Origin of the sequence: Pseudomonas sp. BS-2016 (assembly GCF_001806145.1) — a bacterium.
Lineage (GTDB): Bacteria > Pseudomonadota > Gammaproteobacteria > Pseudomonadales > Pseudomonadaceae > Aquipseudomonas > Aquipseudomonas lundensis.
On record NZ_MLCT01000036.1, the window covers coordinates 98,491 to 123,843 of the forward strand.

Genomic DNA, 25,353 nt, shown 5'->3' on the forward strand with positions numbered 1-25,353 from the left:
GCTACGGGCATGCTCCATGCCTGACGCGACCGCTGATGACCTTTTAAAACGGATTCTGTTATGCGCCTGTTTCACACTTCCGACTGGCATTTGGGGCAAAACCTCCATGGCCAGGAACGTGACTTCGAACACGCCTGTTTTCTTAACTGGCTGCTGGCCCAATTGGCCACCCGGCAACCCGACGTGCTGCTGATTGCCGGGGACATCTTCGACACGGTCAACCCGCCGGTCAAAGCCCAGGAACGCCTTTACGACTTCATCGTCAGCGCCCATGACCAGCACCCCGCGCTGACCATCGTGATGATTGCCGGCAACCATGACTCCGGTTCGCGCATTGAACTGCCTGCCCCGTTGATGCGGCGCCTGCGCACCCACGCGCTGGGTCGTGTGCTGTGGCTTGACGATGGCCAGCTCGATGCCGAGCGCCTGATGATCCCGCTGCCGGACGCAACCGGACAGATCGCGGCCTGGTGCCTGGCGTTGCCGTTCCTGCGCCCCGCCGAGGTCACGGGCGCACATTTGGGCGATGATTACCTGCGCGGCATCGGTCAGGTGCATGAGTGGCTGATCGAGGCCGCCAATGCCAAACGCCAGCCCGGTCAGGCGCTGGTAGCCATCAGCCATGCGCACATGGCGGGCGGTTCGGTCTCCGAAGACTCGGAGCGCAGCCTGATTATCGGCAACGCTGAAGCCCTCCCCGCCAGCCTGTTCGGCCCAAGCATCAGCTACGTGGCCCTCGGGCATTTGCACAAGCCGCAAAAGGTCAATGGTGAAGAGCGGATTCGCTACTGCGGCTCGCCCATTCCCCTGTCCTTTTCGGAGATCAGCTACCCGCATCAGGTGCTGGAGGTGCAACTGGACGGCGAAACCCTGGTCAGCGTTGAGCCCTTGCTGATCCCCCGCGCGGTCAATCTGCAACGCATCGGCCCGGCGCCACTGAGCGAAATTCTCTCGCAATTGAGCGGTGTGCCGGACGTTGATCTGCTGGCCGACACCCAGCGCCAGCCGTGGCTCGAAGTGCGGGTGATTCTCGACGAACCCCAGCCAGACCTGCGCCAGCAGATTGAAACCGCGTTGCAAGGCAAGTCCGTGCGCCTGGTGCGCATCAGCGCCGAGTATGCGGGCACGGGCACACGCGGGGACGAAGACGACAACGCGCGGCTGATTGAACTCGACCAATTGACCCCGCAAGAGCTGTTCAGCCGGGCCTGGCTAGACAGCTATGGCCGCGAGGCCGATGAACAGACCCTCAAGGACTTTGCCGTGTTGTTGCAAGACGTACAGCTGGAGGGCGAACAGCCATGAAAATCCTCGCCATCCGCCTGAAAAACCTCGCTTCGCTGGCGGGCCCGTTTGAACTGGATTTCACGGCCGAGCCCCTGGCCAGCGCCGGTCTATTCGCCATTACCGGCCCCACCGGCGCCGGTAAAAGCACCCTGCTCGACGCCTTGTGCCTGGCGTTGTTTGGCGCCGTGCCGCGCCTGAACAACACCGGTCGTGACGCCAAAGTGCCCGATGTTGACGGCGAGATCGCCACTGGCGACCCGCGCACCCTGCTGCGGCGCGGCACGGGCGAAGGTTATGCCGAAGTGGATTTTCTCGGCATCGACGGACGCCGCTACCGGGCGCGCTGGGAAGCCAACCGCGCGCGGGAAAAGGCCACCGGCAAGCTCCAGGCCAGCCGCCAGAGCCTGCGCGATCTGGACAGCGATCAATTGCTGGCCAGCCAGAAAGGTGATTACAAGGTCCAGCTCGAAGCGCGGCTGGGGTTGAACTTCGAACAGTTCACCCGCGCCGTGATGCTGGCCCAAAGCGAGTTCAGCGCCTTCCTCAAGGCCGACGACAACGAACGCAGCGAACTGCTGGAAAAACTCACCGACACTGCGCTGTACACCTGTCTGGGCAAACGCGCTTTCGACAAGGCCAAGGAAACCCGCGACCTGCACAAGCAGCTACAGGATCAAGCGGTGGGGATTACGCCCCTGTCGCCTGAGGCGCGCCTCGAACTGGATCAACAATTCACCCTGGCCCAACAACAGCTCAAGGCCCGGCAAGGCCAGCTCAAACAGCTGGAGCAGCAACACGTCTGGCTCAAGACCTTGCGCGAACTGCAAGAACAACACCAAAGCGCCGCCGAGCAGTTGCAGCAGGCGCAAGGGCTGTGGGACAGCCAGGCTGGTGAACGCGACACCCTGCACTGGCTCGAACAACTGGCCCCCCAGCGCCATCAGTTTGCACGGCTGGCCGAGTTGGACGCGCAGGTGCGTCCACTCACGGCGCAGATGACCGACCATCAACAGCAACACGCGCAGTTAGAGGCACAACACGCGCAACGGGTGCACACGCTGGAAGCCGCGCGGCTGGCGACAGAGCAGGCCCAGGCCATGCACCAGCAGTGCGCCACGCCACTGCAGCAGGCCTATGCAGAACAGGCCAACCTGCAACGGCTCACTGACATGCTCGACAAGCAACGCGCCCTCAAACAGCAAGCCGACACCGCCAGTGCGGCGGGCCAACAACGGCTCGACACCCTGATCGAGCGCCAACAACGCAGCACCGAACAGCTGTCACTGATTGCCCAACAGCTTGAGCACAGCGCTGAACTGGCGCCGCTGGCCAATGCCTGGGACGCCTGGCGCCCGCGCTTGCAGCAACTGGTGCGCTTGAGCACCACTTTAAGCACCGGTCAACACGAGCTGCCGGCCCTGGAGCAACGTGCCCTGCACGCCGCGCAGCAACTGACTGAACAGCGCAACAGCCTGGAAATCCTGTTTCAGGAAGCGGCGGCCGAACCCCACGCCGTCAACGAGCAAATCCAGGCGTTGGGCAGCTTGCTCAAGGACAATCGCCAGCAGCAGCGCGACTACGAAGACTTGCAGCGGCTGAGCAGCACTCAACAGGCGCTGGACGACCGGTTGCAGGCCCTGCAAAGCAAATTGCAATCGCTGCACACAGAACGCGAACAGCGGATCGAACTCGGCACCCAGACCAAAAAACAATACGAGGCGGCCGAGCAGGCACTGAACGTCACCCGCCAACTGCTGGAGCGCCAGCGACTGGCCCGCAGCGCCAGTGTTGAAGAACTGCGCGAGCACTTGCAGGACAACCAGCCGTGCCCGGTCTGCGGCAGCCACGAACACCCGTACCACCAGCCCGAAGCCTTGTTGCAAAGCCTTTCGCGCCATGACGAAAACGAAGAGGCGGCGGCCCGCAAGGCCGTGGACACACTCAAGGCCACCCTCGATCAACTGCGTGAACAGGTCAGCGGCCTGAATGCGCAACTGCGCGAACTGCGCCTGCAACATCAGCAATTGCTGGACGACCAACAGGCACTCGCCCCCAGCCTGGAGGCGCACCCGCACCATGCGCAGTGGCAGGACCAACCCGCGGCCAAGCGGGCGCCGTGGCTGGCCCATCGGCTTGAACAATTGCACTACAGCATCAGCCGTGACGAAGAACGTCAGAACGCCCTGCTCGCCCTGCAAAGGGACGCCGCACAACTGCAAGGCGACATCCAGCGCAGCAGCGACGCCAGCCAGTTGGCCGCCCGGCAACTGGCCGACCAGCAGGTGCAGCTCAACGCCGACGCCCAGCGCCTCGAAGAGGAACTGGCGGCGTTCTCCAGCCTGTTGCCTGCCGAGCGCCTGGCCGAACTGCGTGCGCACACGTCGGCCTGTTTCATGGCGTTGGATCAACAGGTGGGCGAGCGGCTTGCGCACCTGGAGCAACAACGCGACGAACTCGCTGAGCATGCGGCGCGCAGCCAGACCCTCGAGCGCGAGCAGGTGCAGCACAGCCATCAGCGCTCCCAGCAGGACGCGCTGCAACAAGCCCTGGACGAATGGCTCGCGCAGCAACATGCCAGCAAGCAGGCCCTGCACGCCCTGTTGGGCCCACACAGCAGCGCCGAAGCCTGGCAGCAACACCTTGAACGGGCCCTGGAACAGGCCCGCACCGCGCAAGCCCATGCCAGCGACACCGTGCAGGCCACCACCCGCCAGCAGATCCAGCTGACGGCGGAACTCAAGGCGCACCGCGAACGTTTGCAGGCACTTGAGCAGGAGCACGCCACGTTAACGGCGCAGGTCGCCCAATGGCGTGCCTTGCACACTGGCGTGGATGACGCGCGCCTGTATCAATTGTTGGCCCATGACGAGCCACAGGTGCGGTCACTGCGCGAGCGTCTGCTGGGCAGTGAAAAAAACCTGGAACACACCCGGGTTCTGCTTCAGGAACGCGAACAGCAACTCGCCCGGCATCAGGCACAGGCCAACGGCAATCTGGACGCCGAGGCCCTGACCCAGGCCCTTGACGCGCTGAACGCTCAACTGGAGGTGAGCGAACAATTGAGCGCCGGACTGCGCGCGCAACAAGCTGAAGACAATCGGCGCACCGAGGCCAATCAAGCACTGGCGCAGCGCACCGCGCAAGCCTATAACGAGTGGCAGCGCTGGGCGCGGCTCAGTGATTTGATCGGTTCGGGCACCGGGGACAAATTTCGCAAGATTGCCCAGGCTTATAACCTCGACCTGCTGGTCCACCACGCTAATGCCCAACTGCGCCAACTGGTGCGCCGCTACCGCCTCAAGCGCGGCGGCAGCATGCTTGGATTGCTGGTGATGGACACGGAAATGGGCGACGAACTGCGCTCGGTGCATTCGTTGTCGGGCGGCGAGACCTTTTTGGTATCGCTGGCGCTGGCCCTCGGGCTGGCATCCATGGCGTCCAGCACGCTGAAAATCGAATCGCTGTTTATTGACGAAGGCTTCGGCAGCCTCGACCCCGAATCCTTGCAATTGGCGATGGACGCGCTGGACGGATTGCAGGCACAGGGACGCAAGGTCGGGGTGATTTCCCACGTGCAGGAAATGCACGAACGGATTCCGGTGCAGATACAGGTTCAGCGCCAAGGCAACGGGCTGAGCACGGTGCAGGTCAAATGAGCCTGCACACCCTCTACTCGTTCCGCCGCTGCCCCTACGCCATGCGCGCCCGCATGGCCCTGCGCTACAGCGGTGTCCCGGTGTCGATCATTGAAGTCAGCCTCAAAGCCAAGCCCGCCGACATGCTGGCCGCTTCGCCCAAAGGCACGGTGCCGGTGCTGGTGTGCGCCGACGGCCGGGTCATCGAGCAAAGTCTGGAGATCATGCACTGGGCCCTGAGTCAGAACGACCCCGACGTTTGGCTGCCAGCGGACCGGCCTTTGATCGAAACGTTGATTGAAGAAAACGACACCCGCTTCAAGGTGCTGCTGGACCGCTACAAGTACGCCGTGCGCTATCCCGAGTACCCGATGGAGCATTACCGGGCGCAAGGGGCGGTTGTGTTGCAGCGGCTTGAGTGCCTGCTTGAGCACACCCCCTACCTGACCGGCACCACGTTGACCTTGGCCGACGTGGCACTGGCACCGTTCATACGCCAGTTCGCCCACGTGGACCGCGCGTGGTTCGCGCAAGCGCCCTACCCTAAATTGCAGGCCTGGCTTGAACGCTTCCTCGCGTCAGGGCTGTTCACGGCGGTGATGGCCAAACAGCCCTGAGCGACAGGGGTTGAGGACGTAAAAGGGCCGGCACGTCCCTGCGCTTGTCGACCCGTGCGCAGGGACCCAGCCGCCAAGGGTTATGGCCGGTTGATGAACTTGAGGTCGGACGGTGCGTCCATCGACAGGTTTTGCACGGTGTCGCCCAGTTTGCCGGTCTGCGGATCGCGTTCCATGACCACGATGTTGTTGCTCATCTGGTTGGCGATCAGCACAAACTTGCCGTTGGGGCTGAGGGCGAATTCACGGGGGTGATCGCCTTCAACGGAGCGGCGCTGCAGGTGCGTCAACTCGCCATTGGCGGGGTTAATCGCAAAGACCAGCAATTCGTTGGCCTTGCCCCGATTACTGACGTACAGGAACTTGCCGTCGGCGCTGGTGTGCAGGCCGCCTGCGGCGCGGTTCACGGCCGGTTGGCCCGGCGCCAGTTCTACCGCCTGACGCTGTTTGAGCTGACCGTTGTCGTAATCGAACACAAACACCTGAGCACTCATTTCTGTGGTCAGGTAAGCGTGTTTGCCATCGCGCGAGAACAACAGGTGGCGCGGACCACTGCCGGCAGGCAGTTCAATGGCAGCCGGTTCGGCGGGGATCAGAGGATGCTCGGGGTTGGCTGCGGGGTCGTAGCGGTAGACAAAAATCTTGTCGGCGCCCAGATCGTTGGCATAGACGAAGTGGCCGTCCGGGGATGACACCACCGAATGCACGTGCGCGGACAACTGGCGTTCAGGGTTAACCCGGCTGGCCGGGTGGCTGCTCATTTGGGTCACGGGCTGCAACTGGCCTTGCGCATTGATCGGCAACACCGCCAGGCTGCCGCCGGGGTCGGCATGCACGCCATAGTTGGCCACGAACAGATAGCGCTCATCATGGCTCAGGCTGGAGTGGGTGGGCTCTTCGCCCAGGGTTTTGACCTGATTGACCAGCGTCAGCTCATGGGTCTGGGGGTTGATCGCGACACTGCTCACGCGCCCCACCACATCCGCCTGGCCTTTACCGTTTTCGTTGACCACGAACAGCCGCTGCTGGTCGGCGGACAGCGTCAACCAGGAGGGGTTGGCCGACTTAAACACTTGCAGCGGTTCAGGGGTGATGCGCCCTTTTTCGCTGTCGAACTGCAAGCGGTAGATGCCCTGGCTTTTGCCTTGGGTATACGAACCGACGAGCAACTCCACTTCACGCTCGGAGGCCGCTTGCGCCGACATCGCGCCCACGCTTGAGGCCATCAACAGCGGCAACCATTTAAGCTTCATCAACCACCTCACAGTCGTCATCATTGCTTGCGCTCAATGCGCTGAGGCAGACCAGGCGGTGCTCGCCCGAGTTGCCCACGAGGGTCCAGCTTTGCAGGCTGTCGTCAAAAACCGCCGCCTCAAGCTGTGGGGGTGTAAAACTCCAGCGTTTTTCGGCGCGGCCATCCATGCACTTGATGAGCAATTGCACATCATCCAGAGAAAAATCCCAGGCGTGCAGCCCGTCAATAATCAGCATGTCGCTGCTTTCAAGGGCCGCACGCATGGTCTGGTTTGAATCGCTCATTAATCATTCACCTGTTGGAAAGGCGCAATGATAGGTCAAACCAGCCCCTTTACCCATGCCTGTCTGTCTTTCACTGGACGTCCCGCGTCAGAAATCGTTCCGTCAGCAGCTTTTGACTGATGGGCGCGTAATACACCTGGGTCGGCGCACGCCCGTGTTTGGCTTTGGCATCTTCAGCCGGCTGGCTGGCATACCGTTGAGCCGCCAGCTTGAAATGGGCCGCTTCCACGTTCTGCGCCGGGCTGTCGGCCGCTTTGTAATGCAAATGCGCATACCAGAGCACGTTGCCGGCGGTGTTTTTGATTTCGTACTCCTGCACGAAGTCCTGACGTTCCCCACGCAAGGCCACACGCGGCTCGAGTTTGTTCACGCTGACGTGTTGCTTCTCCAGCAGGAAGTTAACCGTGGCGGTGGTGGGTGGTAACGACATCAGCAGCTCAACACCTTGGGAACGCAGCAGCGCCGCGCCGTTTTCCAGGCGTTTGATGTACATCGGCACGGTGCCCGGCTTGGGGTGCTCGACGGCAGGCTCATCGGGGGCAGCCTGTTTGATCTCCAGCACCAGCCGATCCAGTTTTTGCGCATAACGGTCGAGAATCTCTTCCAGCTCCAACGGGAACCTGGACCGCTTGGCGTAGCCCTTGACCCTGCGGATCTGCGCATTCAGCCCCTGCACCAACGTATTGGCTTCGGTTTTGAGTTCCGACAGTGGCCGTTCGGGCACCACGACCGGCGCTTGCACTTCAACCCACTGATCCGGGGCGGTTTGTTTGAAGGTGACGGTCAGGTGGGGCGAAGGGCTGGTGCTTCGGGCACTGGCGCCCGACAGATCGCCCACGTCCACAACCTCGGCGTCGCCCTCGCGGGTGTTTTTACGGGGGATGCCGACCAGAATCCCTTTTTTACGGGTACGGACAATTTTGCGCGTATAGGTGGGCGTGCGCAGGGGGCGGGGCTGCGCCGGTAACCACTGCGATTGCTCCTTGGCCTGCTCGTCCAGCATGGCCTCGGCCCGTTGATCCAGTTCAACCAGTATCGAAAGCACGTTGTTAAAGGCCGGTCTGTTCAACCGCGCGCCTGCCTCTTCCTGAAAAATCCCCAGCGCGTCATCAGCGCGGGCATACCGCTCGCGGACGTCAGTGAGAATTTCGGCACGCTCCTCAAGGCTGAACAGCGATTGATCTTCCAGTGCGTATTGACTTTGCGAGGTATAAAAAAGGTCGGTCAGTATTTTTCTCACCGTCACCCAGTCTGCGCTGCCCGGCGAGGAGACGATCAGCTCAGGCAATACCAACAATTGATAGCCCCGGCACACAACGCTGGAGCGATAGTGAGTCATGTCCGCCTGTTCAAACAGCACGTATTTTTTCTGCGCTTCAAGCGCGGTGGCATGCCCCAGTTTCGGAACGGCGCGCAGTGCGCGGACGTACGTCTCCAACTCGCGAAAATACCCTGCCGCCTTGTCAAAGGCGTCGATGATGGCCTGGCAATCGGCCCGGTAGGCCGCTGAGCGCAGGGTCTGCACATTGACAAACTGACCCTCGTTGCTGAAAACGTCGGGGTGCTGCGCTTTGAAAACCCCCGTCAGCATCAGATGGCTATCGAACAACGTGCTGGTCAGGCGAATCAGGAATTTATAAAAGCCGACCAAATTGGCAGGGTCTTTCTCTTCAGCCAAGACGTCCTGCTTCTCCAGAAACAGCTTCAAGGCGGCTTCGTATTCAGGCTTCTGACGCTCCATGACCGCGATGTAGTTTTCCAGTGCCGCGCGACGTCGGGTCAGGTCGCCGGTTTCAGTGTCATCGGCATTGACCTTGTCGCTGAGGGTTTGCGCCGCCGTCATTTCGGTTTCCAGCACCTTGGCCCGGGCATTGTAGAGCGTGAGTTGCTCACGCAACTCCGTCAGGCGTTTGATGCGCTGCTCCTTCTTCGCCCTCAGCCGGGACTGGGGGGTGCCGCCGCGCAACCGCAACCGCAGGTCGTACGTCCAACTCCCCTGTTCATTGCGCAGGATGCGAGGACCGCGGTCTTGCGGATCGTGCGGGTTGACCAGGTAGACATCGTCATCATCGAGCTGGACGCGATACACCCAGTTATCCACCTCGGCATACAACTGGTGTTTGAACACCAACAAGCCCTGATAAGGCCCTCGGTCTATCGCAGGGCTGTCACTCTTGAAGCCTGAGACATGATGACGGTCCAGCCAGCTCAGTTGCCATCGGGTGTACTTGACTTGCGGGTTGGTAAACCAGGAAAAATCCAGCGCGGTGAGCTGATGGCCGACCTCGACGTCCACACCATGGGTCACCCCCGCTTCGATGATCGGCGGTGCCGGGAGCGGCTGCAGCGCCTCGCGCGCTCTGACACTGGCCGGGATCAACACGGCGTCCGGCTCCTGCTGCAACAACGGGCGCGGCACCACCGTCCGGGCGTGCAACAGCACCAACGCACAATTGAAGATCAGGTCGATCAGGGCCGAGGCTTTCTGCTGTTCGTCAGTTGCGCGCAGCTGTTCTATATCGTTCTGCACCGCCAGCCACGTCATGCTGATACCCGCGATGACCCGCAGTGGCCAGGCCAATGGCAGGTTAGGCACCACTGCACTGAACAACAACCAGCCCCCCGTGATCAGCGACTGCCAACGTTGTTCTGCGTTGGACACGGTCTGCCGGTCGGCCAGCTCACTGAGTGTTCGCGCCATGTCAAGGTACAGGTCATGCATGAAGTCCTGGCTCAAGGTGAAGGTGCCCAACGTCGCTGCACCCGCGATCAGGGGAAATGAACTGTCGGCATGCACGTTGCGCGAAGGCAGGTTCAAGCGGTAGAAACCGCCTGCCTCATACAGGGGGCGGGCACTGGCGGGCAGCCAGGCCAGCACACTGCGCTGCAACTCGCCCGGCGCTGCAATGGCCGCAAACAACGCGTCCCACGAGGGGTATTCAACCAACGGCTGCTTATGCAACGGGCGATACAGCACATGGCACCCTGCCCTGACCTCGGTAGGGCCGATGACAAACATGCTGCGCACCTCGTGGGCAGGCAAGGTGGGCACCGATAACAGCGTGAGCGGCCGGATGCACACGGGTTGTCCGCCCACTGCCCGCATTTGCGGGTCCGGGTGCATGAGGGCTTTGATCATCTGAAACCCGCGTTGAGTGAGCGGGGCCGTTTTGCGGAGTGTGATTTCCAGCGCTTGCAGCACCAACTGCACGCGCAGCTCATCGGTGAAAAGTCGTTCACGTCGCAGGGCGTCGTCTGGGTCGTTGAGCAGGCACTGGCGGATCCACTGCGGATAACGCAGGCCAATATTGACACGGCGCACCAGACGCTTGATGTAGTCAGGCGTCATCCACCAGTCCTGAATCAGCTGGCCTTTGGCGTGAGTAATGGTCATGCGGCTGCCCCGAATGGCGGTCAGGTTCTCCACGGCCAATTCGGTGAGGGTCAGGGTGAACCGGTTGAGCGTGCCGACAGTGCCCTCGCCGCCCGGGCCCACCGGGTCGACAAACGTCAGTTGGATGTCATCCGGGTTGTAACCCGGCGCCTGGGGCTGATCGAGCAGCATCTGTTGGCGCAGCGCCTGGGCGGTATAGGTGTAGAGGTCCGGGATGTCATCGTTGAAGCGCTTGCCCTGCGCCAGTGTGTAAACGCTGGCCAACGCCACCAGTTGTGAGCGGTATTCAAAGCGGTCGGCGGCGCAGGCGTTGCGCAACCACGGTGGCAGCGCCGCATAGACAGGCGCCAGATCAAGCGGCTCCGGGGCTTCACTCACCTTGAACACGGCCGCGGTGTCCGTCACTGCCTGGATGCGTTGCTCCAGAGCCGCGAGCGTCATGGGTTGATCCAATGCCCCGATGGCGTCCAGCTGACGCTCCAGCACACACATCGACTGGGTGTCGAGAAGGTTGCCGGCGGGCTCGTAAAGCACACATTGCGCACGCTGCAATCGATAACGCGAGGCAAACCGCAGGCTCCAGAAGCGGGTCAATGTCCCCAAGGACGCAAAACGTTGAAGGGTCCCGCCCGGCGTGCAATAGAACCAGGTGCTTACACCGTTCTCGAGCACCTCGATCACGGTATCCGGGGTGACCACATCAAACCTGCGCCCGGCCGCCCACAACCGGCCTGCCACGCTGTGTACCGTGACCGATGTCTGCGCGTCAAACAGCCTTGCCTTGAGCGGGCGCTCGCGCAGGCGCTCATTGCGGTGGGGATAGCGCACAACCTGACGCAGCGCCTTGCGCTGGTTGTCCGTGAGCTCAGGCGCCCGCGCGATGCCGGTCAGCATCTGGTCCCGAATCATCTGGCCCACCCAGTGCAGCCGGGTATTACCGGCATCAACGGGTTGATTCCAATACGCGATGAGCGCGTCTTGAAAGGCAATCGGCCAAATACTCAGCACCTCCAACAGCAAGGGCTCGATCACGCTCATGGGTTCGATCGGCACAAAGCCACCGACCGGAGGCGCCACCGGGCTCATCGCTACGAAGCACGTCGGGTCATCGTAATACCGGTAGGTGAGCGGTTCTCGGCTGGCGACATGATCCAGCAGCTCATCAATCAATAAACGGTAGCGCGGGGTGGCAAGGGGTTGACCCTGGGCGTCGACGGTCAGCACCAGATAGGTGTTGCTCAGATCGAAGGCGTGCTGCTTGAGGGTGATGGAGTGAGCCAGTTGCTGGGTCAGCCACTGTGTGACCACCGCACGCACGGTGGGACGGGCGGCAAATTGTGCAGCCACCGCACGCTGAACCACGTGGGAGGCGTAGACCGGTAAGGGTGAAGGGGCGGAATCGGACATGGGTACTTCCTTATCAAGGCGCAGGGATAAGCCCCTGCCTGACAGGAAGAGTTAAAGGATTTGCCACGCCGTGAGTGGTAGCCGGCTATGGCGGGGGTTGATCGTTGACCAACCCCCGACGGGATTACAGGGGGTTGCGCGTGGTCTGGCCATCCACCAGGCGCTGAATGCCCAGCGGATTGGCATTTTTCAACGGCTCGGGCAGCAGGCTGTCCGGGTAGTTCTGGAAGCACACCGGGCGCAGAAAACGGTCAATGGCCAGCGTACCGACTGACGTGCCCCGGGCATCCGAGGTCGCCGGGGAAGGCCCGCCATGCACCATGGCATCGCACACCTCGACACCGGTCGGGTAGCCATTGATCAAGATGCGCCCGACTTTTTGTTCCAGCAAAGGCGTCAGCCCGCCGAACTGTTGCAGGTCCTCGGGCTCGCCAATCAGGGTGGCAGTCAGTTGGCCATGCAGGCTCTGGATCGCGGCGTCCAGTTGGGCCGCGTCTTGCACTTCGATCACCACCGTGGTTGGCCCGAACACTTCTTCCTGCAACACCGGATCACCTTCCAGCAACAGCCGCACATCCGCCCTGAACACCTGCGGCTGTGCTTGCGCACCTTGCTGGGCAAGGCCTGCAAGGTGTTCGACAAGGGCATGTTCGGCCAGTTGACTGACCCCCTTGGCGTAGCTGCGCAAGGTGCCCGCATTGAGCATGGTCTGCGCGGGTTGTTCATTGATTTGCCCGACCAGTTGCTCGATGAAGGCGGTGAATGCGGGCGAGCGCAGACCGATCACCAGCCCGGGGTTGGTACAGAACTGGCCGCAGCCTTGCACCACCGAGGCGGCCAACTCGCGGGCCACCGTGGCGCTACGCACCTGCAAGGCCTGCGGCAGGATGATGACCGGGTTGATGCTCGACATTTCAGCGAACACCGGAATAGGCTGCGGCCGCGCCGCGGCCATGTCACACAACGCGCGCCCGCCCTTGAGCGATCCGGTGAAGCCCACGGCCTGAATCGACGGGTGCTTGACCAACGCCTCCCCGACGCCTGCGCCATAAATCATGTTGAACACGCCCTGGGGCATGCCGGTGCGCTCGGCGGCACGCAAGATGGCATCGGCCACCTGTTCGGCAGTAGCCATGTGCCCACTGTGCGCCTTGAACACCACGGGGCAGCCAGCCGCCAGCGCTGAAGCGGTATCCCCCCCTGCCGTGGAAAAGGCCAGCGGAAAGTTGCTGGCGCCAAACACGGCGACCGGGCCGAGCCCGATGCGGTACTGGCGCACATCCGGACGTGGCAGCGGGGTGCGCTCAGGCTGCGCCTGATCGATGCGGGCCGCGTAAAAATCACCCCGACGCAATACCGTGGCGAACAAACGCATCTGCCCGCTGGTGCGGCCCCGTTCGCCTGCGATTCTGGCGGCCGGGAGCGCGGTTTCACGGCATACCAGCGCCACAAACTCATCGTCCAGGGCATCCAGCTCATCGGCAATGGCGTCCAGAAACGCTGCCCGGCGTTCAGCGCTCAATGCTTTGTAGGCCGGGTAAGCGGCGGCCGCAGCGCAGGCGGCACGGTCCACCTCTTGCGCGGTGGCCTGGTAAAAGTCGTAGGGCAGTGCCTGGCCCGTGGTGGCGTCCACACTGTTAACGATGACGCTGCCTTGGGCGCTGCGTTGGCCGCCGATGTAGTTGTGGCCGAGAATCTGAGTCATACCTGCTCTCCTTTTAAAGTGTGCCGACAGCGCCGGGCTCGAACACCGCGTCAACCGGCGCAATGCCGTTGATCAGCGGTGCGCCGAAGGCCGACTGGGTGATTTCAAAACGGTCGCCCGCACGGGTGCGTACGCCATCAGCGAAAGACAGCGTCGCCGTGCCGAAAAAGTGCACGTGCACATCGCCCGGCCTTAAAAACTGGCTGTATTTGAAGTGGTGGTATTCGAGGTTTTCCAGGCTGTGGCACATGTTGGCTTCGCCGCTCAGGAACTCGTTCTCCCAGAGCACTTGACCATCACGCAGGATGCGGCTGCTGCCGGACAAATGCCGGGGCAAGTCGCCGACCCGCAGCTCCGGGCCAAACGAGCAACTGCGCAGTTTGGAATGGGCCAGGTACAAGTAGTTTTTGCGCTCCATCACGTGGTCGGAGAACTCATTGCCCACGGCAAAGCCCAGCCGGTACGGCTTGCGGTCATGACCGATGACGTACAGGCCGCCGATTTCTGGCTCTTCACCGGCGTCTTCGGCAAACGGCGGCAGCGGGAACGGTTCGCCCGGCCGCACGACAATGCTGCCATCGCCCTTGTAAAACCATTCGGGTTGCACCCCGGCCTCGCCTGCGTCGGGCTTACCACCCTCCACGCCCCATTTGAAGATGCGCATGGTGTCGGTGAGTGCGGTGTCGTCGTGGGCCTGCTGGTGCATTTTGTCCCGGGCCGAGGCGCTGCCCAGGTGGGTAAGCCCGGTGCCGCTGATCAACATGTGGGCCGGGTCCGGGTGATCCAGCGGCGGCAAGATCCGGCATTCAGCCAGCAACGCCTGATAGTCATGGGTGATGCCCAGCCCCAGCGCTTCGATCTGCTGTGCCAGCGACACCCCGGCGTCGATCGCGGCCAGTGCCACCTCGCGCACGCTGGTGCAACCGGTCACTTCGCGGATCAGGTCGTCCTGCACCACGCCCACGCGGCGCTGGCCATTGTTCAATTCAAACTGTACTAAACGCATGTTGAGCCTCACTGGGGCAATTCAGGGATGGGTGGCAGGCTGGGCGCTGGCCGCGAATTGACTGGGGTTGAGCACGTGCTTGCGTTCCAGTTGGCGGTACACCACGACGGTCAGGCACAGGCCGAAGACCATCACGCCCGACAGGAAATACAGGCCAGAGGCCAAGTGCCCGGTGTATTCCTTGAGCGCGCCAATCACGAACGGGCCGATGTAGCCGCCCAGGTTGCCCACCGAGTTGATCAGGGCTATTCCGGCCGCGGCACTGGCCCCCGCAAAGAAACGCCCGGGCAAGGTCCAGAAAATCGCCGTGCAGGAAAACAACGCAAACGCCACCAGGCACAGCGCGGCCAGTTGCATGACCGGCACGGTCAGCCAGGCACTGAAGAACAGGCCAATGGCGCCCAGCACGTACAGCACGCCGAGGTGGCCATAGCGGTCGTTGAGGCGGTCCGAGCTGCGCGGGATAAACAGCAGGCCGATGATGCCGAACACATAAGGCACCGACGACACAAAACCGGTGGTCAGGTCGCTGCCGCCAAACTGTTTGATGAGCGTCGGCAGCCACAGCCCGAGCCCGTAAATGCTCAACGTGACCGGCAGGTAGAACAGCGCCAGCAGCAGCACGCGCTTGTCTTTCAAGGCATGCAACGGGTTGCCGTGCCGGGTCTGCCCGTAGGCTTGCAGGTCTTTTTCCAGCTCACCCATTAACCAGTCTTTTTCACCCTGCTCCAGCCAGTTGACCTGTTGCGGGCCGTCCGGCAAGTAGCGCAGCACCGGCCAGGTCAGCAGGATCGCCGGGGTGCCGATCACGATGAACAGCCATTGCCAGCCATGCAGGCCGAGCACGCCGTCCATGCCCAGCAGACCGCCGGAAATAGGCCCGGTGATCATCATGGCGATGGGTTGCGAAAGGATGAACAGCCCCAGAATCTTGCCCCGGTGGCGCACCGGGAACCATTGGGTGATGTAGTACAGAACGCCCGGAAAGAACCCGGCTTCGGCCACCCCCAGCAGAAAACGCATCACATAAAAACTGTGAGGCCCCTGCACAAAGGCCATGCCAATGGTGATGGCGCCCCAGGTGATCATGATGCGGGCAAACCAGCGTCGCGCGCCGAAGCGCTCAAGCATCAGGTTGCTGGGGATTTCCATCAGGAAGTAACCGATGAAGAACAGGCCCGCGCCCAGTCCATAGGCGGCGTCGCCAATGCCGACGTCGGCCCCCATGTGCAGTTTGGCGAAGCCCACTGCCGAGCGATCCACGTAGGCAATCAGGTAGAGCAAGACCAGAAAGGGAATCAGTTTGAGCGTGATGCGACGAATAAGCCGGAGTTCCTGGCTCATGAGACGGTCTCCCATTGTTTTTGTTATGGCACCTCTGGAGTGGCCTCAGGTGAATACACACCAGGATCAGCTCTCAGTCGAATCGACTATATAGTAATACTATTTACTCAACAACACTTCCAAACTGGCTTTTTAAGCGCTACTTTAGGGTCATAAAAATCAATTAGTCATACAATAAGAGAGCCGCCATGTCTGATAAAACCCCGCCACTGCGTTCCGCCCAATGGTTTGGCAGCGCTGATAAAAACGGCTTCATGTACCGCAGCTGGATGAAGAATCAGGGCATTGCCGACCACCAGTTTCAAGGCAAGCCGATCATTGGCATTTGCAACACGTGGTCGGAGCTGACCCCGTGCAACGCGCACTTTCGTACCATTGCCGAACACGTCAAACGCGGCGTGATCGAGGCCGGGGGCTTTCCCGTTGAGTTCCCGGTGTTCTCCAACGGCGAATCCAACCTGCGCCCTACCGCCATGCTGACCCGCAACCTGGCGAGCATGGACGTCGAAGAAGCCATTCGCGGCAACCCGATCGATGGCGTGGTGTTGCTCACCGGCTGCGACAAAACCACCCCCGCCCTGCTGATGGGCGCCGCCAGCTGCGACGTGCCAGCCATCGTGGTCACGGGCGGCCCGATGCTCAACGGCAAGCACAAAGGCAAGGACATCGGCGCAGGCACCATCGTCTGGCAAATGCACGAGTCCTATAAAGCGGGCAACATCAGCCTCGACGAATTCCTCTCGGCAGAAGCGGGCATGTCGCGTTCGGCCGGTACGTGCAACACCATGGGCACCGCTTCGACCATGGCCTGCATGGCCGAAGCATTGGGCACCTCGCTGCCGCACAACGCGGCCATTCCGGCGGTGGATGCGCGGCGCTATGTGCTGGCTCACATGTCGGGCATGCGCGCGGTGCAGATGGTGCGCGAAGACTTGCGCCTGTCCAAAGTGCTGACCAAAGAAGCGTTCGAAAACGCGATCCGGGTCAACGCCGCGATTGGCGGCTCGACCAACGCCGTGATCCACCTCAAAGCCATTGCCGGACGCATCGGCGTAGACCTGGAACTGGACGACTGGACCCGCATCGGGCGCGGCACGCCGACCCTGGTGGACCTGCAACCGTCCGGGCGTTTTCTGATGGAAGAGTTCTACTACGCCGGGGGGCTGCCTGCCGTACTGCGGCGCATGGGCGAGCATGACCTGATCCCGCACCCGAACGCGCTGACCGTCAATGGCCAGAGCCTGTGGGACAACGTGAAAAACTCACCGATTTATGGCGACGACGAAGTGATCCGCACCCTCGACAACCCGTTGGTGGCAGACGGCGGCATCTGTGTGCTACGCGGCAATCTGGCGCCTTTGGGTGCGGTGCTCAAACCCTCGGCCGCCACCCCGGCGTTGATGAAACACCGCGGTCAGGCGGTGGTGTTTGAAAACTTCGACATGTACAAGGCGCGCATCAACGACCCTGAGCTCAAGGTCAGCGCCGACTCGATTCTGGTCATGAAAAACTGTGGGCCCAAGGGTTATCCGGGCATGGCGGAAGTCGGCAACATGGGCCTGCCCGCCAAGTTGCTGGCCCAGGGCGTGACCGACATGGTGCGCATCTCGGATGCGCGCATGAGCGGCACCGCGTACGGCACCGTGGTGTTGCACGTCGCGCCGGAAGCAGCGGCAGGCGGGCCTTTGGCGGCAGTGCAGGAAGGTGACTGGATCGAGCTGGACTGCGCGTCCGGGCGTTTGCACCTGGACATCCCGGACGCTGAACTGGCGGCCCGGCTGGCGGACATTCAGCCCCCGCAAAAACTGCTGGTCGGCGGCTATCGTCAGCTGTACATCGATCACGTGATGCAAGCCGATCAGGGCTGTGATTTTGACTTCCTGGTGGGCTGCCGTGGCGCCGAGGTGCCACGCCATTCCCATTGAGTCCATGCCACCGTCGACGACGCGGCCAGCGGCTTCGTCGTCGACGTCAATGTGAGGTGTATAAGCCTTGAGTCCGCGCCTGCTATGATCGGCGCTTTTCACCGACAGGATCGACTCGCCCCCAATGGATTACCGTCAGCCTTCCGAGCGCAAAAGCATGCATGCGCGCATCGTTCAAGAACTCGGCATGCAGATTGTTTCCGGGCGTTTCAAACCCGATGACAAATTGCCGGCCGAAGCCTTGCTGTGCGAGGAGTATGCCGTCAGCCGCCCGGTGTTGCGCGAAGCGACCCGGGTATTGCTGGCCAAGGGGCTGGTCTACTCCAAACCCCGGGTCGGCACCGTGGTCAAGCCGCGCCGCGAATGGCACATGCTCGACCCGGACGTGCTGCATTGGCTGATGCAGTGCTCGCCGCAAAATGAGTTTTTTGCCTTGCTCACCAGCGTGCGCAGCATCATTGAACCTGCCGTCGCGGCCCTCGCCGCCCAACATGCGACCGACGAGGACGTGGCGTCGATTCGCGAAGCCTACGAGCGCATGGAAAACGCCCCCACGCCCGAAGCCCTGCTGCAACCCGACCTGGATTTTCACAGCCGCATTGCCGATGCCACCCACAACGACCTGTTGGCCAATTTGTGCAACATGTTGTCACTGGCACTGCGCGAGGCGTTGAAGCATTCGAACCGCCGCCCCAACCTGCATGAATTGGCGCTGCCCCGGCACAAGGCAATTTTGACCGCCATCGAAAACCATGACGCGCTGGGTGCGCGCCATGCAACGCTGGTTCAACTCGATGACGCGCGCACGGCGCTGGACGTGGTGCTGGGGCACAGTCACTGACTGGCCCCACCGCTCATGCTTCGCCCCGCCCCGTCAGTTGACCGGGGCGAAACCTCGCCCGGCGTGTTTACGCCAGACTTTTGCTCACCACTTCAAACACGTCGCTGGACAGGTCACCGCAGGTGCGGATGCGCTCAAGTTCGGCCTTCATCAGCGCCTGACGGGCGCTGTCGTATTTGCGCCAGCGGGTCAGTGGCGCCAACTGCCGCGAGGCGATCTGCGGGTTGAAGGCGTTAAGCTGGATCACCAAGTCCGCCAGGAAGCGATAGCCGGAGCCGTCCGCCGCATGGAAGTTGATCAGGTTCTGCCCCGCAAACGCCCCGATCAACGCCCGGACCTTGTTCGGGTTCTTGAGGGTGAACGCCGGGTGCTGCATCAACGCCTTCACCCGTTCCAATCCACCGGGCAAGGTGCAGCCAGCCTGCACACTGAACCACTGGTCCATGACCAGCGGATTGTCTTTGAAGTGCTCGGCAAAACTGGCCAGCGCCTTGGCCTTCTCGGCGTCGAACGGTGAGTTGACCAGCACCGCCAGCGCCGTCAGGCGCTCTGTCATGTTGTCGCTGTGTTCGAATTGCTCCAGAGCCGCAGCCAGTACTTGCGGCTTGCCGGTAAGCATCAGGTACGACAGCGCGATGTTTTGCAGGGCGCGGCGGGCAAAGTGTTCGGCTTGCGCCACATACGGCGTGGCTTTGGACACCTCGCGGTTCGCCTGATAGCGCGCCCACAAAGCCTCATGCAGGCTTTCAGCCAGGTGCTGGCGGGCAAACTCACGGGCCGCGTGAATGGCGTCGACGTCAGCGATTTCGCTGATTTCGGCCAGGTAAGCCTCGCCCGGCAAAGACAGCATCTCGGCCACCATCGCCTGATCCAGTTGCTCATTGCCCAACACGCTGCGCAAGGCGGCTACCAGACGCGGGTCCATGACCAGCGCTTCACCGCGCTGATGCTGGACAATCAGGTCTTGCAACACTTGCACCGCCAACTGCTGGCCGGCTTCCCAACGGTTGAAACCGTCGGTGTCGTGTTGCATGAGGAACATCAGTTGGTCGCGGCTGTACGGAAAGTGCAATTTGACCGGCGCCGAGAAGCCGCGCAGCAAGGACGGCAGCGGCTGTTGGGCCATGCCGGTAAAGGTGAAGGTCTGTTGCGCCTCGGTAACCGACAACACCCGGTGGGTGCCCACCGCCGCCGACTCGCCTTGCAGGTGCAGCGGGAGTTCCACGCCGTTGGCGTTCAGCAAGCCCAGCGCCACCGGGATCACGAACGGCAGTTTTTCAGTCTGGCCGGGGGTGGCCGGGCAGCTTTGGGCGAAGGTTAGGCTGTAGGTCTGTTTAGCGGCATCGTAGTGTTCAGTGACATTCAGGCGCGGCGTACCGGCCTGGCTGTACCAGCGCTTGAACTGGGTCAGGTCCACGCCATTGGCGTCTTCCATGGCCTTGATGAAGTCGTCGCAGGTGACAGCCTGACCATCGTGGCGGTCGAAATACAGGTCGCTGCCTTTACGGAAGCCTTCGGCCCCCAGCAAGGTGTGGAGCATGCCGACCACTTCCGAGCCTTTTTCGTAGACGGTCAGGGTGTAGAAGTTGGAAATCTCGATAAAGCTGTCCGGGCGCACCGCATGGGCCATGGGGCCGGCGTCTTCCGCGAACTGGTGGGTGCGCAGGTAGGCCACGTCCTGGATGCGTTTAACCGTGGGCGAGTTCATGTCCGCCGAGAAACCCGCGTCGCGGAACACGGTGAAACCTTCCTTGAGCGACAACTGGAACCAGTCGCGGCAGGTCACGCGGTTGCCTGACCAGTTGTGGAAGTACTCGTGGGCCACAATCGCTTCGACGCGCTGGTGCGCGGCGTCGGTGGCGGTCTCGGCACGGGCCAGCACGGCGCTGGAGTTGAAGATGTTGAGGCCCTTGTTTTCCATGGCGCCCATGTTGAAGTCGTTGACGGCCACGATCATGAAGATGTCCAGATCGTACTCACGGCCGTAGGTGTCTTCGTCCCAGCGCATGGATTTCTTCAGGCTGTTCATCGCGTGCTGGCATTTGTCGATGTTTTCCGGTTCGACATAAATGCGCAACGCCACCTCGCGGTTGCTCCGGGTGGTGAAGGTGTCTTCGACGCACCACAGATCACCGGCCACCAGGGCAAACAGGTAGGCCGGTTTCTTGAACGGGTCTTCCCAGGTCGCCCAGTGCCGACCGTCTTCTACAGGGCCGCTGCCCACCGGGTTGCCGTTGGACAGCAGCACCGGGTATTTGTGTTGGTCCGCGATCACCGTGGTGGTGAAGATGCTCATCACGTCGGGACGGTCGAGGTAATAGGTGATTTTGCGGAAGCCCTCAGCCTCGCATTGGGTGCAAAACAGGCTGCCGGACGTGTACAGGCCTTCAAGTGCAGTATTGGTCTCGGGGTGGATTTTGACGCTGGTATCCACCATAAACTGCGCGCATTGCGGGTGCAGGGTCAAATGGCTGTCGGTGAGCTGATAGTCGGCGTCGGTCAGCTCCACGTCATCGAGTTTGACCGACAGCAGTTCCAGCTGCTGCCCATCCAGCACCAGTGGCGGCAGGCCCTCGCCCCGGGCCGGATTGCGGCGCATCACCAGTTGCGCATGAACCAGCGAGTGGTCCTCGAACAATTCAAAGGTCAGGTGCGTTTCGTCGATCAGATACTCGGGCGCCTGATAGTCCTTGAGGTAGATCATTTTGGGTTGTTCGGTGCGCATGCTGGAGTCCTTTTACTGATGCACGGCCAGCTGGTAGGCCGTGTATTTGCGAATGTTGATAACGCCGGTGTCGAAGATCAGGTATTGGCCCTTGATCCCCATCAGCGTGCCTTCCACGATCGGGTCTTTGTCCAGGTTGAAGCTCACGATCTTGCTCGGGTACTGCTCGACCGGGTAACGAATCTCGACAGGCTCGACGCCTTGCAACGGTTGGACCGCCTGCAGACCAAATCGCTCCTGCAGCTGTTGCAGGCCCTGGGCGCAGCTTTCAAACAGTTGCTCACGCACGGCAACGAGGTCCACCGGGGCCGCATCACCCTTGAGCAGTGCACGCCAGTTGGTACGGTCTGCCACCTGAGAGCGGAACAGGTCTTCGACAAACCCCGATTGCTGGCGCGTGGCGACCCGCACGATCGGCAGCGCCTGGCTGGCGCCCTGATCGAGCCAGCGGGTGGGCAGTTGCGTGGCACGGGTAATGCCGACTTTAACCCCCGAGGAGTTGGCCAGGTACACCACGTGGTCAGTCATGCAGAACTGCTCGCCCCACGACGGATCGCGGCAGGTGCCGGCATCATAGTGGCAACGCTCGGGGCTCATGATGCAGACGTCGCACTGCGCCAGCTTGGTCATGCACGGGTAACAGTAGCCCTGGCTGAAACTCTTCTTGGTTTTACGTCCGCAATGGGTGCAATTGATGGTGCCCAGGTACTCCAGACGCAACCTGCTGCCGATCAACGGATTGACCGGCACCTCGGTATCGCCTAGCCGAAATGCGTATTGAACGGTCGGCGCCTCAAGGCTGGCCGACATCTTGCTGATTGCACCGCGACCAATCTCAATCAATGGATAGCATCCGATTTGAACAGGATGTTAGGCACCGAAATGGATTTGGAGCTGCACTCTTGCGGGCCCATGTAACCGGTACGTTGTTCTTCGGGCAGGTTTTGCACTTCCCAGGCGATCATGGCCTGCAACGACAGCTCACGCTGTTCGGCGGTCAGTTTGTTGCCGTCCGCCCATTTGCCGATTTCCACGGCCAGTTTCAGGCTCTGATAGATCTCGGGGGTGATGTTTTGGATCATTTCGTTGAAAGAGGACATGGTTCGTTTCCGCTCTTGAACATCAGATGAGGTGTATGCGGTCGCTGCCCGCGCAAGGCAGCAACCCCAGGTGTTTCATTTAGCCTGCTTGCGGCGCGCCCACAGCCCGCCCAGCAAGCCGGTCAGGCAACCGATCAACAACCCGCCGACGTGAGCGGCGTTGGCGATCTGGCCGAAACCGATCAGCGATACCAGTCCGGACATGCACACGGCCAGCCAGACCAGCATCATCACCAATACCCCGCGAGGCAGGCGATACAACGGGTTCGGCGCCATGAGCTGGTAAATCCACACATGCCCCAACAAGCCGTACAGCACGCCGGACATGCCGCCGAACAGGCTCGGGCCGCCAAACAGGTATTGGGCGAAGTTGGACACCAGGCTGAACAACAAGCTCAACCCGATCAGGTTGATGCTGCCCTGACGCAGTTCAACGCGTCGACCCAGTTCCCAGTACCACATGCCGTTCATGGCGATGTGCAGGAAACCGAAGTGAATCAGCATCGGGCTGAACAATCTCCACCACTGCCCTGCCGCCAGGCTATCCGACAAAGGTGTGAACTGGATGTATTGGCCGCGGATGCTGAAATCAAGGAACGTCAGCCCGCTGAGAACCGACAGGTTTTCACCCAGTTGCGTCACCACGGCCACGATCACGCACAGCAGCAGGATAGTCGCGGTGGCCGGGCTGTCACGCAGTTGCTGGACCCACCCCGGGCGTGCCATGGCCGGCGGGCGATCGACAATCGGCACGTGGCCTTCGGGGTCGCCTTGAGGGAAGCGTGCGTACAGGCTGCGCACCTCTCCGGCAATGCTTTCGGGCGCCCAGACCACTTGCTCGCCTGCCTCTTCGCTGACCCGATGCGGCACGTGCATGCGCTGGAGCAGGCTGACAAATCCGCTCAGGTCAACCGACAGGGGTAAGCGTAAAACCTCAACAGCACTCATTGAATAGCCTCCGGGCGATCAACGTCCACCCATACAAATTTGTGCGGATCGAGGCGTTTTTCCTGATCCAGACGGTAGGCCACCAACTTGCCGTACAACACGGCGCTGTAATCCAGGCAGGCCAGGTTAGGCCGGATCGGCGCGGGTTTGCCGCTGCGCCAGTAATGCCCGACGAACAACATCGGCTCTTCAATGCCATAGCGCAGCAAGGCGCCTTTTTCGGAGGGCGACAGCGGCTTACGGGCCACCCGTTCCGGCAAGGCGTCTGGCTGGAACACAATGTCACCGTAGGTTTTGGGGTCGTCTTCCCAGAATTTGGTGCGGAAGAACGAACGCGTCAGGCCATCCCCGCCGGTCAGTGTCATGCCGTCGGGCAGGCGCATGTCGGTGCCGCGCAGCAGGCGGTTAAAACTCATGCTGGCAAAGCTTTCAGGCTCGGCCGCCGCTTGCAGGAAATGTTCATCGATGCAGCCATCGGGAAATTGTGCACGCAAGGTCGCAATGACGTCGGCGTCCCAGCAGGCATGCACCACGCGGAACCGTCCGGCGTCGACAAACAGCGGCATGTCGTAAAACCATTGCACGAACTCCCGCCATTCGCCGGGGTAGTGCGCAAATTGCTCCAGGGTTTCGTGGATCAGCCGGGTATGGCGCGGGTTGTGCTCACGCACAAACTGCTTGCCACTGCCCGCCGGGGCCGGGGTGCACCAGCCCAGCGCGTTGAATTCGTGGTTGCCCATCAGGCACAGCGCCTGACCGGCTTGCACCATGTCATAGACGATATGCAGCGATTCGCGGATCCGCGGGCCACGGTCAATGATGTCGCCGAGGAACACCGCCATGCGCTGCGGGTGCCGCCAGACACCGGCAAGTTTGCGATAGCCCAGACGCTCCAACAGATGCTCAAGGGTATGAGCACAGCCATGCACGTCACCGATCAGATCGTAACTGCGCGCCGGATCGAGCATCAGTCGCTCCTGCCGCCCAGTCGGCTGCCCCAGCCAAGCTTGGTCCGGCACACTTCATAGTAGTTGTGGTCCAGCGGGTGAATCAGGCGCAGCTTTTGCGCCTTTTTGCTCACGGTGATGGTGTCGCCCGGCGCGCAGGTGAAATGGTTCTGACCGTCGCAGGACACCTGCGGGTAAATCTGCATGTCCTTGGCCACCACGATTTTCAGTTCACTGTTGCCGTCCACAACAATCGGGCGGCTGCTCAAGGTGTGCGGGTACATGGGCACAATGACGATGGCATCCAGCTTGGGGTGCATGATCGGGCCGCCAGCCGACATGGCGTAGGCGGTGGAGCCGGTGGGGGTAGCGACGATCAGGCCGTCGGCCTTCTGGCTGCAAACGAACTGCCCGTCAATGTGCAATTCAAATTCGATCATGCGCGTGGACTTGCCGGGGTGCAGCACCACGTCATTGAGGGCGTCGCCCTGGCCAATGGCTTCGCCGTGACGGCGCACTTCGGCCTGCAGCAGAAACCGGTTTTCCACCAGATAGTGGCCGTCAAGCACTTCGGCGACTTTGACTTCCAGTTCATCGGGACGGATATCGGTCAAAAAGCCCAGGCTGCCACGGTTGATGCCCAGCACCGGGACATTGTGCCGCGCCAGCGCACGGGCGGCGCCGAGCAAACTGCCATCGCCGCCCACCACGATCACCATGTCGCACACTTCACCGAGCATTTTGCGCGACGAGGTTTGCAGGCCATGGCCGGGCAGCACTTCGGCGATGGTGTCTTCGAGGATCACGTGCATGTGCCGCTCGAGCAGGAATTTTTTCAGTCGGCGAACCGTGTCGAGCACTTGAGAACTGCCCAAACGACCAATGATGCCGATATTACGAAAGTGCTCCATGAGGCTCCTGCGGGGTACGTGA

17 protein-coding genes are annotated in these 25,353 nt (G+C 61.7%); 5 read left to right on the forward strand and 12 right to left on the reverse strand.

What is annotated here, in order from left to right:
- Positions 1–60 precede the first annotated feature (60 nt).
- The 3 genes from BKD70_RS19080 to BKD70_RS19090 are packed head-to-tail and all read left to right on the forward strand — an operon-like array spanning position 61 to position 5,539.
- Positions 61–1,305 carry an exonuclease SbcCD subunit D C-terminal domain-containing protein gene (locus BKD70_RS19080; RefSeq protein ID WP_047275487.1) on the forward strand — a complete coding sequence of 415 codons (1,245 nt, stop codon included), beginning with the start codon at positions 61–63 and terminating at the stop codon, positions 1,303–1,305.
- Positions 1,302–4,943 carry an AAA family ATPase gene (locus BKD70_RS19085; protein WP_047275489.1) on the forward strand — a complete coding sequence of 1,214 codons (3,642 nt, stop codon included), beginning with the start codon at positions 1,302–1,304 and terminating at the stop codon, positions 4,941–4,943. The genes BKD70_RS19080 and BKD70_RS19085 overlap by 4 nt, the downstream gene beginning before the upstream one ends.
- Positions 4,940–5,539, forward strand: a complete 600-nt coding sequence (locus BKD70_RS19090; RefSeq protein WP_047275491.1) for a glutathione S-transferase — start codon at positions 4,940–4,942, stop codon at positions 5,537–5,539. The genes BKD70_RS19085 and BKD70_RS19090 overlap by 4 nt, the downstream gene beginning before the upstream one ends.
- Positions 5,540–5,619: 80 nt before the next feature.
- On the opposite strand, the gene BKD70_RS19095 is transcribed toward BKD70_RS19090, so the two are convergent.
- The 6 genes from BKD70_RS19095 to BKD70_RS19120 all read right to left on the reverse strand — a co-directional run bounded on the left by BKD70_RS19095 (position 5,620) and on the right by BKD70_RS19120 (position 15,934).
- A complete protein-coding gene (locus tag BKD70_RS19095) occupies positions 5,620–6,792 on the reverse strand; it encodes a lactonase family protein (RefSeq protein ID WP_047275494.1) in 1,173 nt (390 codons plus the stop codon).
- Positions 6,782–7,078, reverse strand: coding sequence for a DUF5629 family protein (locus BKD70_RS19100; protein ID WP_047275495.1), 297 nt, complete (start codon positions 7,076–7,078; stop codon positions 6,782–6,784). Before BKD70_RS19100 ends, BKD70_RS19095 begins: the two co-directional genes overlap by 11 nt.
- A gap of 70 nt (positions 7,079–7,148) precedes the next feature.
- On the reverse strand, positions 7,149–11,879 hold the full coding sequence (locus BKD70_RS19105; RefSeq protein ID WP_047275497.1) for a dermonecrotic toxin domain-containing protein: 4,731 nt from the start codon (positions 11,877–11,879) through the stop codon (positions 7,149–7,151).
- A gap of 124 nt (positions 11,880–12,003) precedes the next feature.
- Positions 12,004–13,584, reverse strand: coding sequence for an aldehyde dehydrogenase (NADP(+)) (locus BKD70_RS19110; RefSeq protein WP_047275499.1), 1,581 nt, complete (start codon positions 13,582–13,584; stop codon positions 12,004–12,006).
- A 13-nt stretch (positions 13,585–13,597) separates the two neighbouring features.
- Complete coding sequence (gene araD1 / locus BKD70_RS19115; RefSeq protein ID WP_047275501.1) at positions 13,598–14,590, reverse strand: AraD1 family protein; 993 nt, start codon at positions 14,588–14,590, stop codon at positions 13,598–13,600.
- A 21-nt stretch (positions 14,591–14,611) separates the two neighbouring features.
- The gene (locus BKD70_RS19120; protein ID WP_047275503.1) at positions 14,612–15,934 is read right to left on the reverse strand and encodes an MFS transporter; all 1,323 of its coding nucleotides are present in this window, start codon (positions 15,932–15,934) and stop codon (positions 14,612–14,614) included.
- Between the two features lie 188 nt (positions 15,935–16,122).
- Here BKD70_RS19120 and BKD70_RS19125 point away from each other — a divergent pair, with 188 nt between their 5' ends.
- Entirely contained in the window at positions 16,123–17,859 is a 1,737-nt protein-coding gene (locus BKD70_RS19125; RefSeq protein ID WP_047275505.1) for an IlvD/Edd family dehydratase, read from the forward strand.
- Between the two features lie 124 nt (positions 17,860–17,983).
- The gene (locus BKD70_RS19130; protein WP_047275507.1) at positions 17,984–18,700 is read left to right on the forward strand and encodes a FadR/GntR family transcriptional regulator; all 717 of its coding nucleotides are present in this window, start codon (positions 17,984–17,986) and stop codon (positions 18,698–18,700) included.
- Positions 18,701–18,767: 67 nt separating this feature from the next.
- Here the strand turns inward: BKD70_RS19130 and pepN are convergent, their stop codons facing one another.
- The 6 genes from pepN to BKD70_RS19160 form a co-directional block, all read right to left on the reverse strand.
- A complete protein-coding gene (gene pepN / locus BKD70_RS19135) occupies positions 18,768–21,425 on the reverse strand; it encodes an aminopeptidase N (RefSeq protein WP_047275509.1) in 2,658 nt (885 codons plus the stop codon).
- Positions 21,426–21,437: 12 nt separating this feature from the next.
- Positions 21,438–22,268, reverse strand: a complete 831-nt coding sequence (locus BKD70_RS19140; RefSeq protein WP_047275511.1) for a DUF2797 domain-containing protein — start codon at positions 22,266–22,268, stop codon at positions 21,438–21,440.
- Entirely contained in the window at positions 22,265–22,525 is a 261-nt protein-coding gene (locus BKD70_RS19145) for a YeaC family protein (protein ID WP_047275513.1), read from the reverse strand. The genes BKD70_RS19140 and BKD70_RS19145 overlap by 4 nt, the downstream gene beginning before the upstream one ends.
- Positions 22,526–22,600: 75 nt before the next feature.
- Positions 22,601–23,473 carry a rhomboid family intramembrane serine protease gene (locus BKD70_RS19150; protein WP_047275515.1) on the reverse strand — a complete coding sequence of 291 codons (873 nt, stop codon included), beginning with the start codon at positions 23,471–23,473 and terminating at the stop codon, positions 22,601–22,603.
- Entirely contained in the window at positions 23,470–24,441 is a 972-nt protein-coding gene (locus tag BKD70_RS19155; RefSeq protein ID WP_047275517.1) for a metallophosphoesterase, read from the reverse strand. The genes BKD70_RS19150 and BKD70_RS19155 overlap by 4 nt, the downstream gene beginning before the upstream one ends.
- Complete coding sequence (locus tag BKD70_RS19160; RefSeq protein WP_047275519.1) at positions 24,441–25,331, reverse strand: NAD(+) kinase; 891 nt, start codon at positions 25,329–25,331, stop codon at positions 24,441–24,443. Before BKD70_RS19160 ends, BKD70_RS19155 begins: the two co-directional genes overlap by 1 nt.
- Between the last annotated feature and the right edge of the window lie 22 nt (positions 25,332–25,353).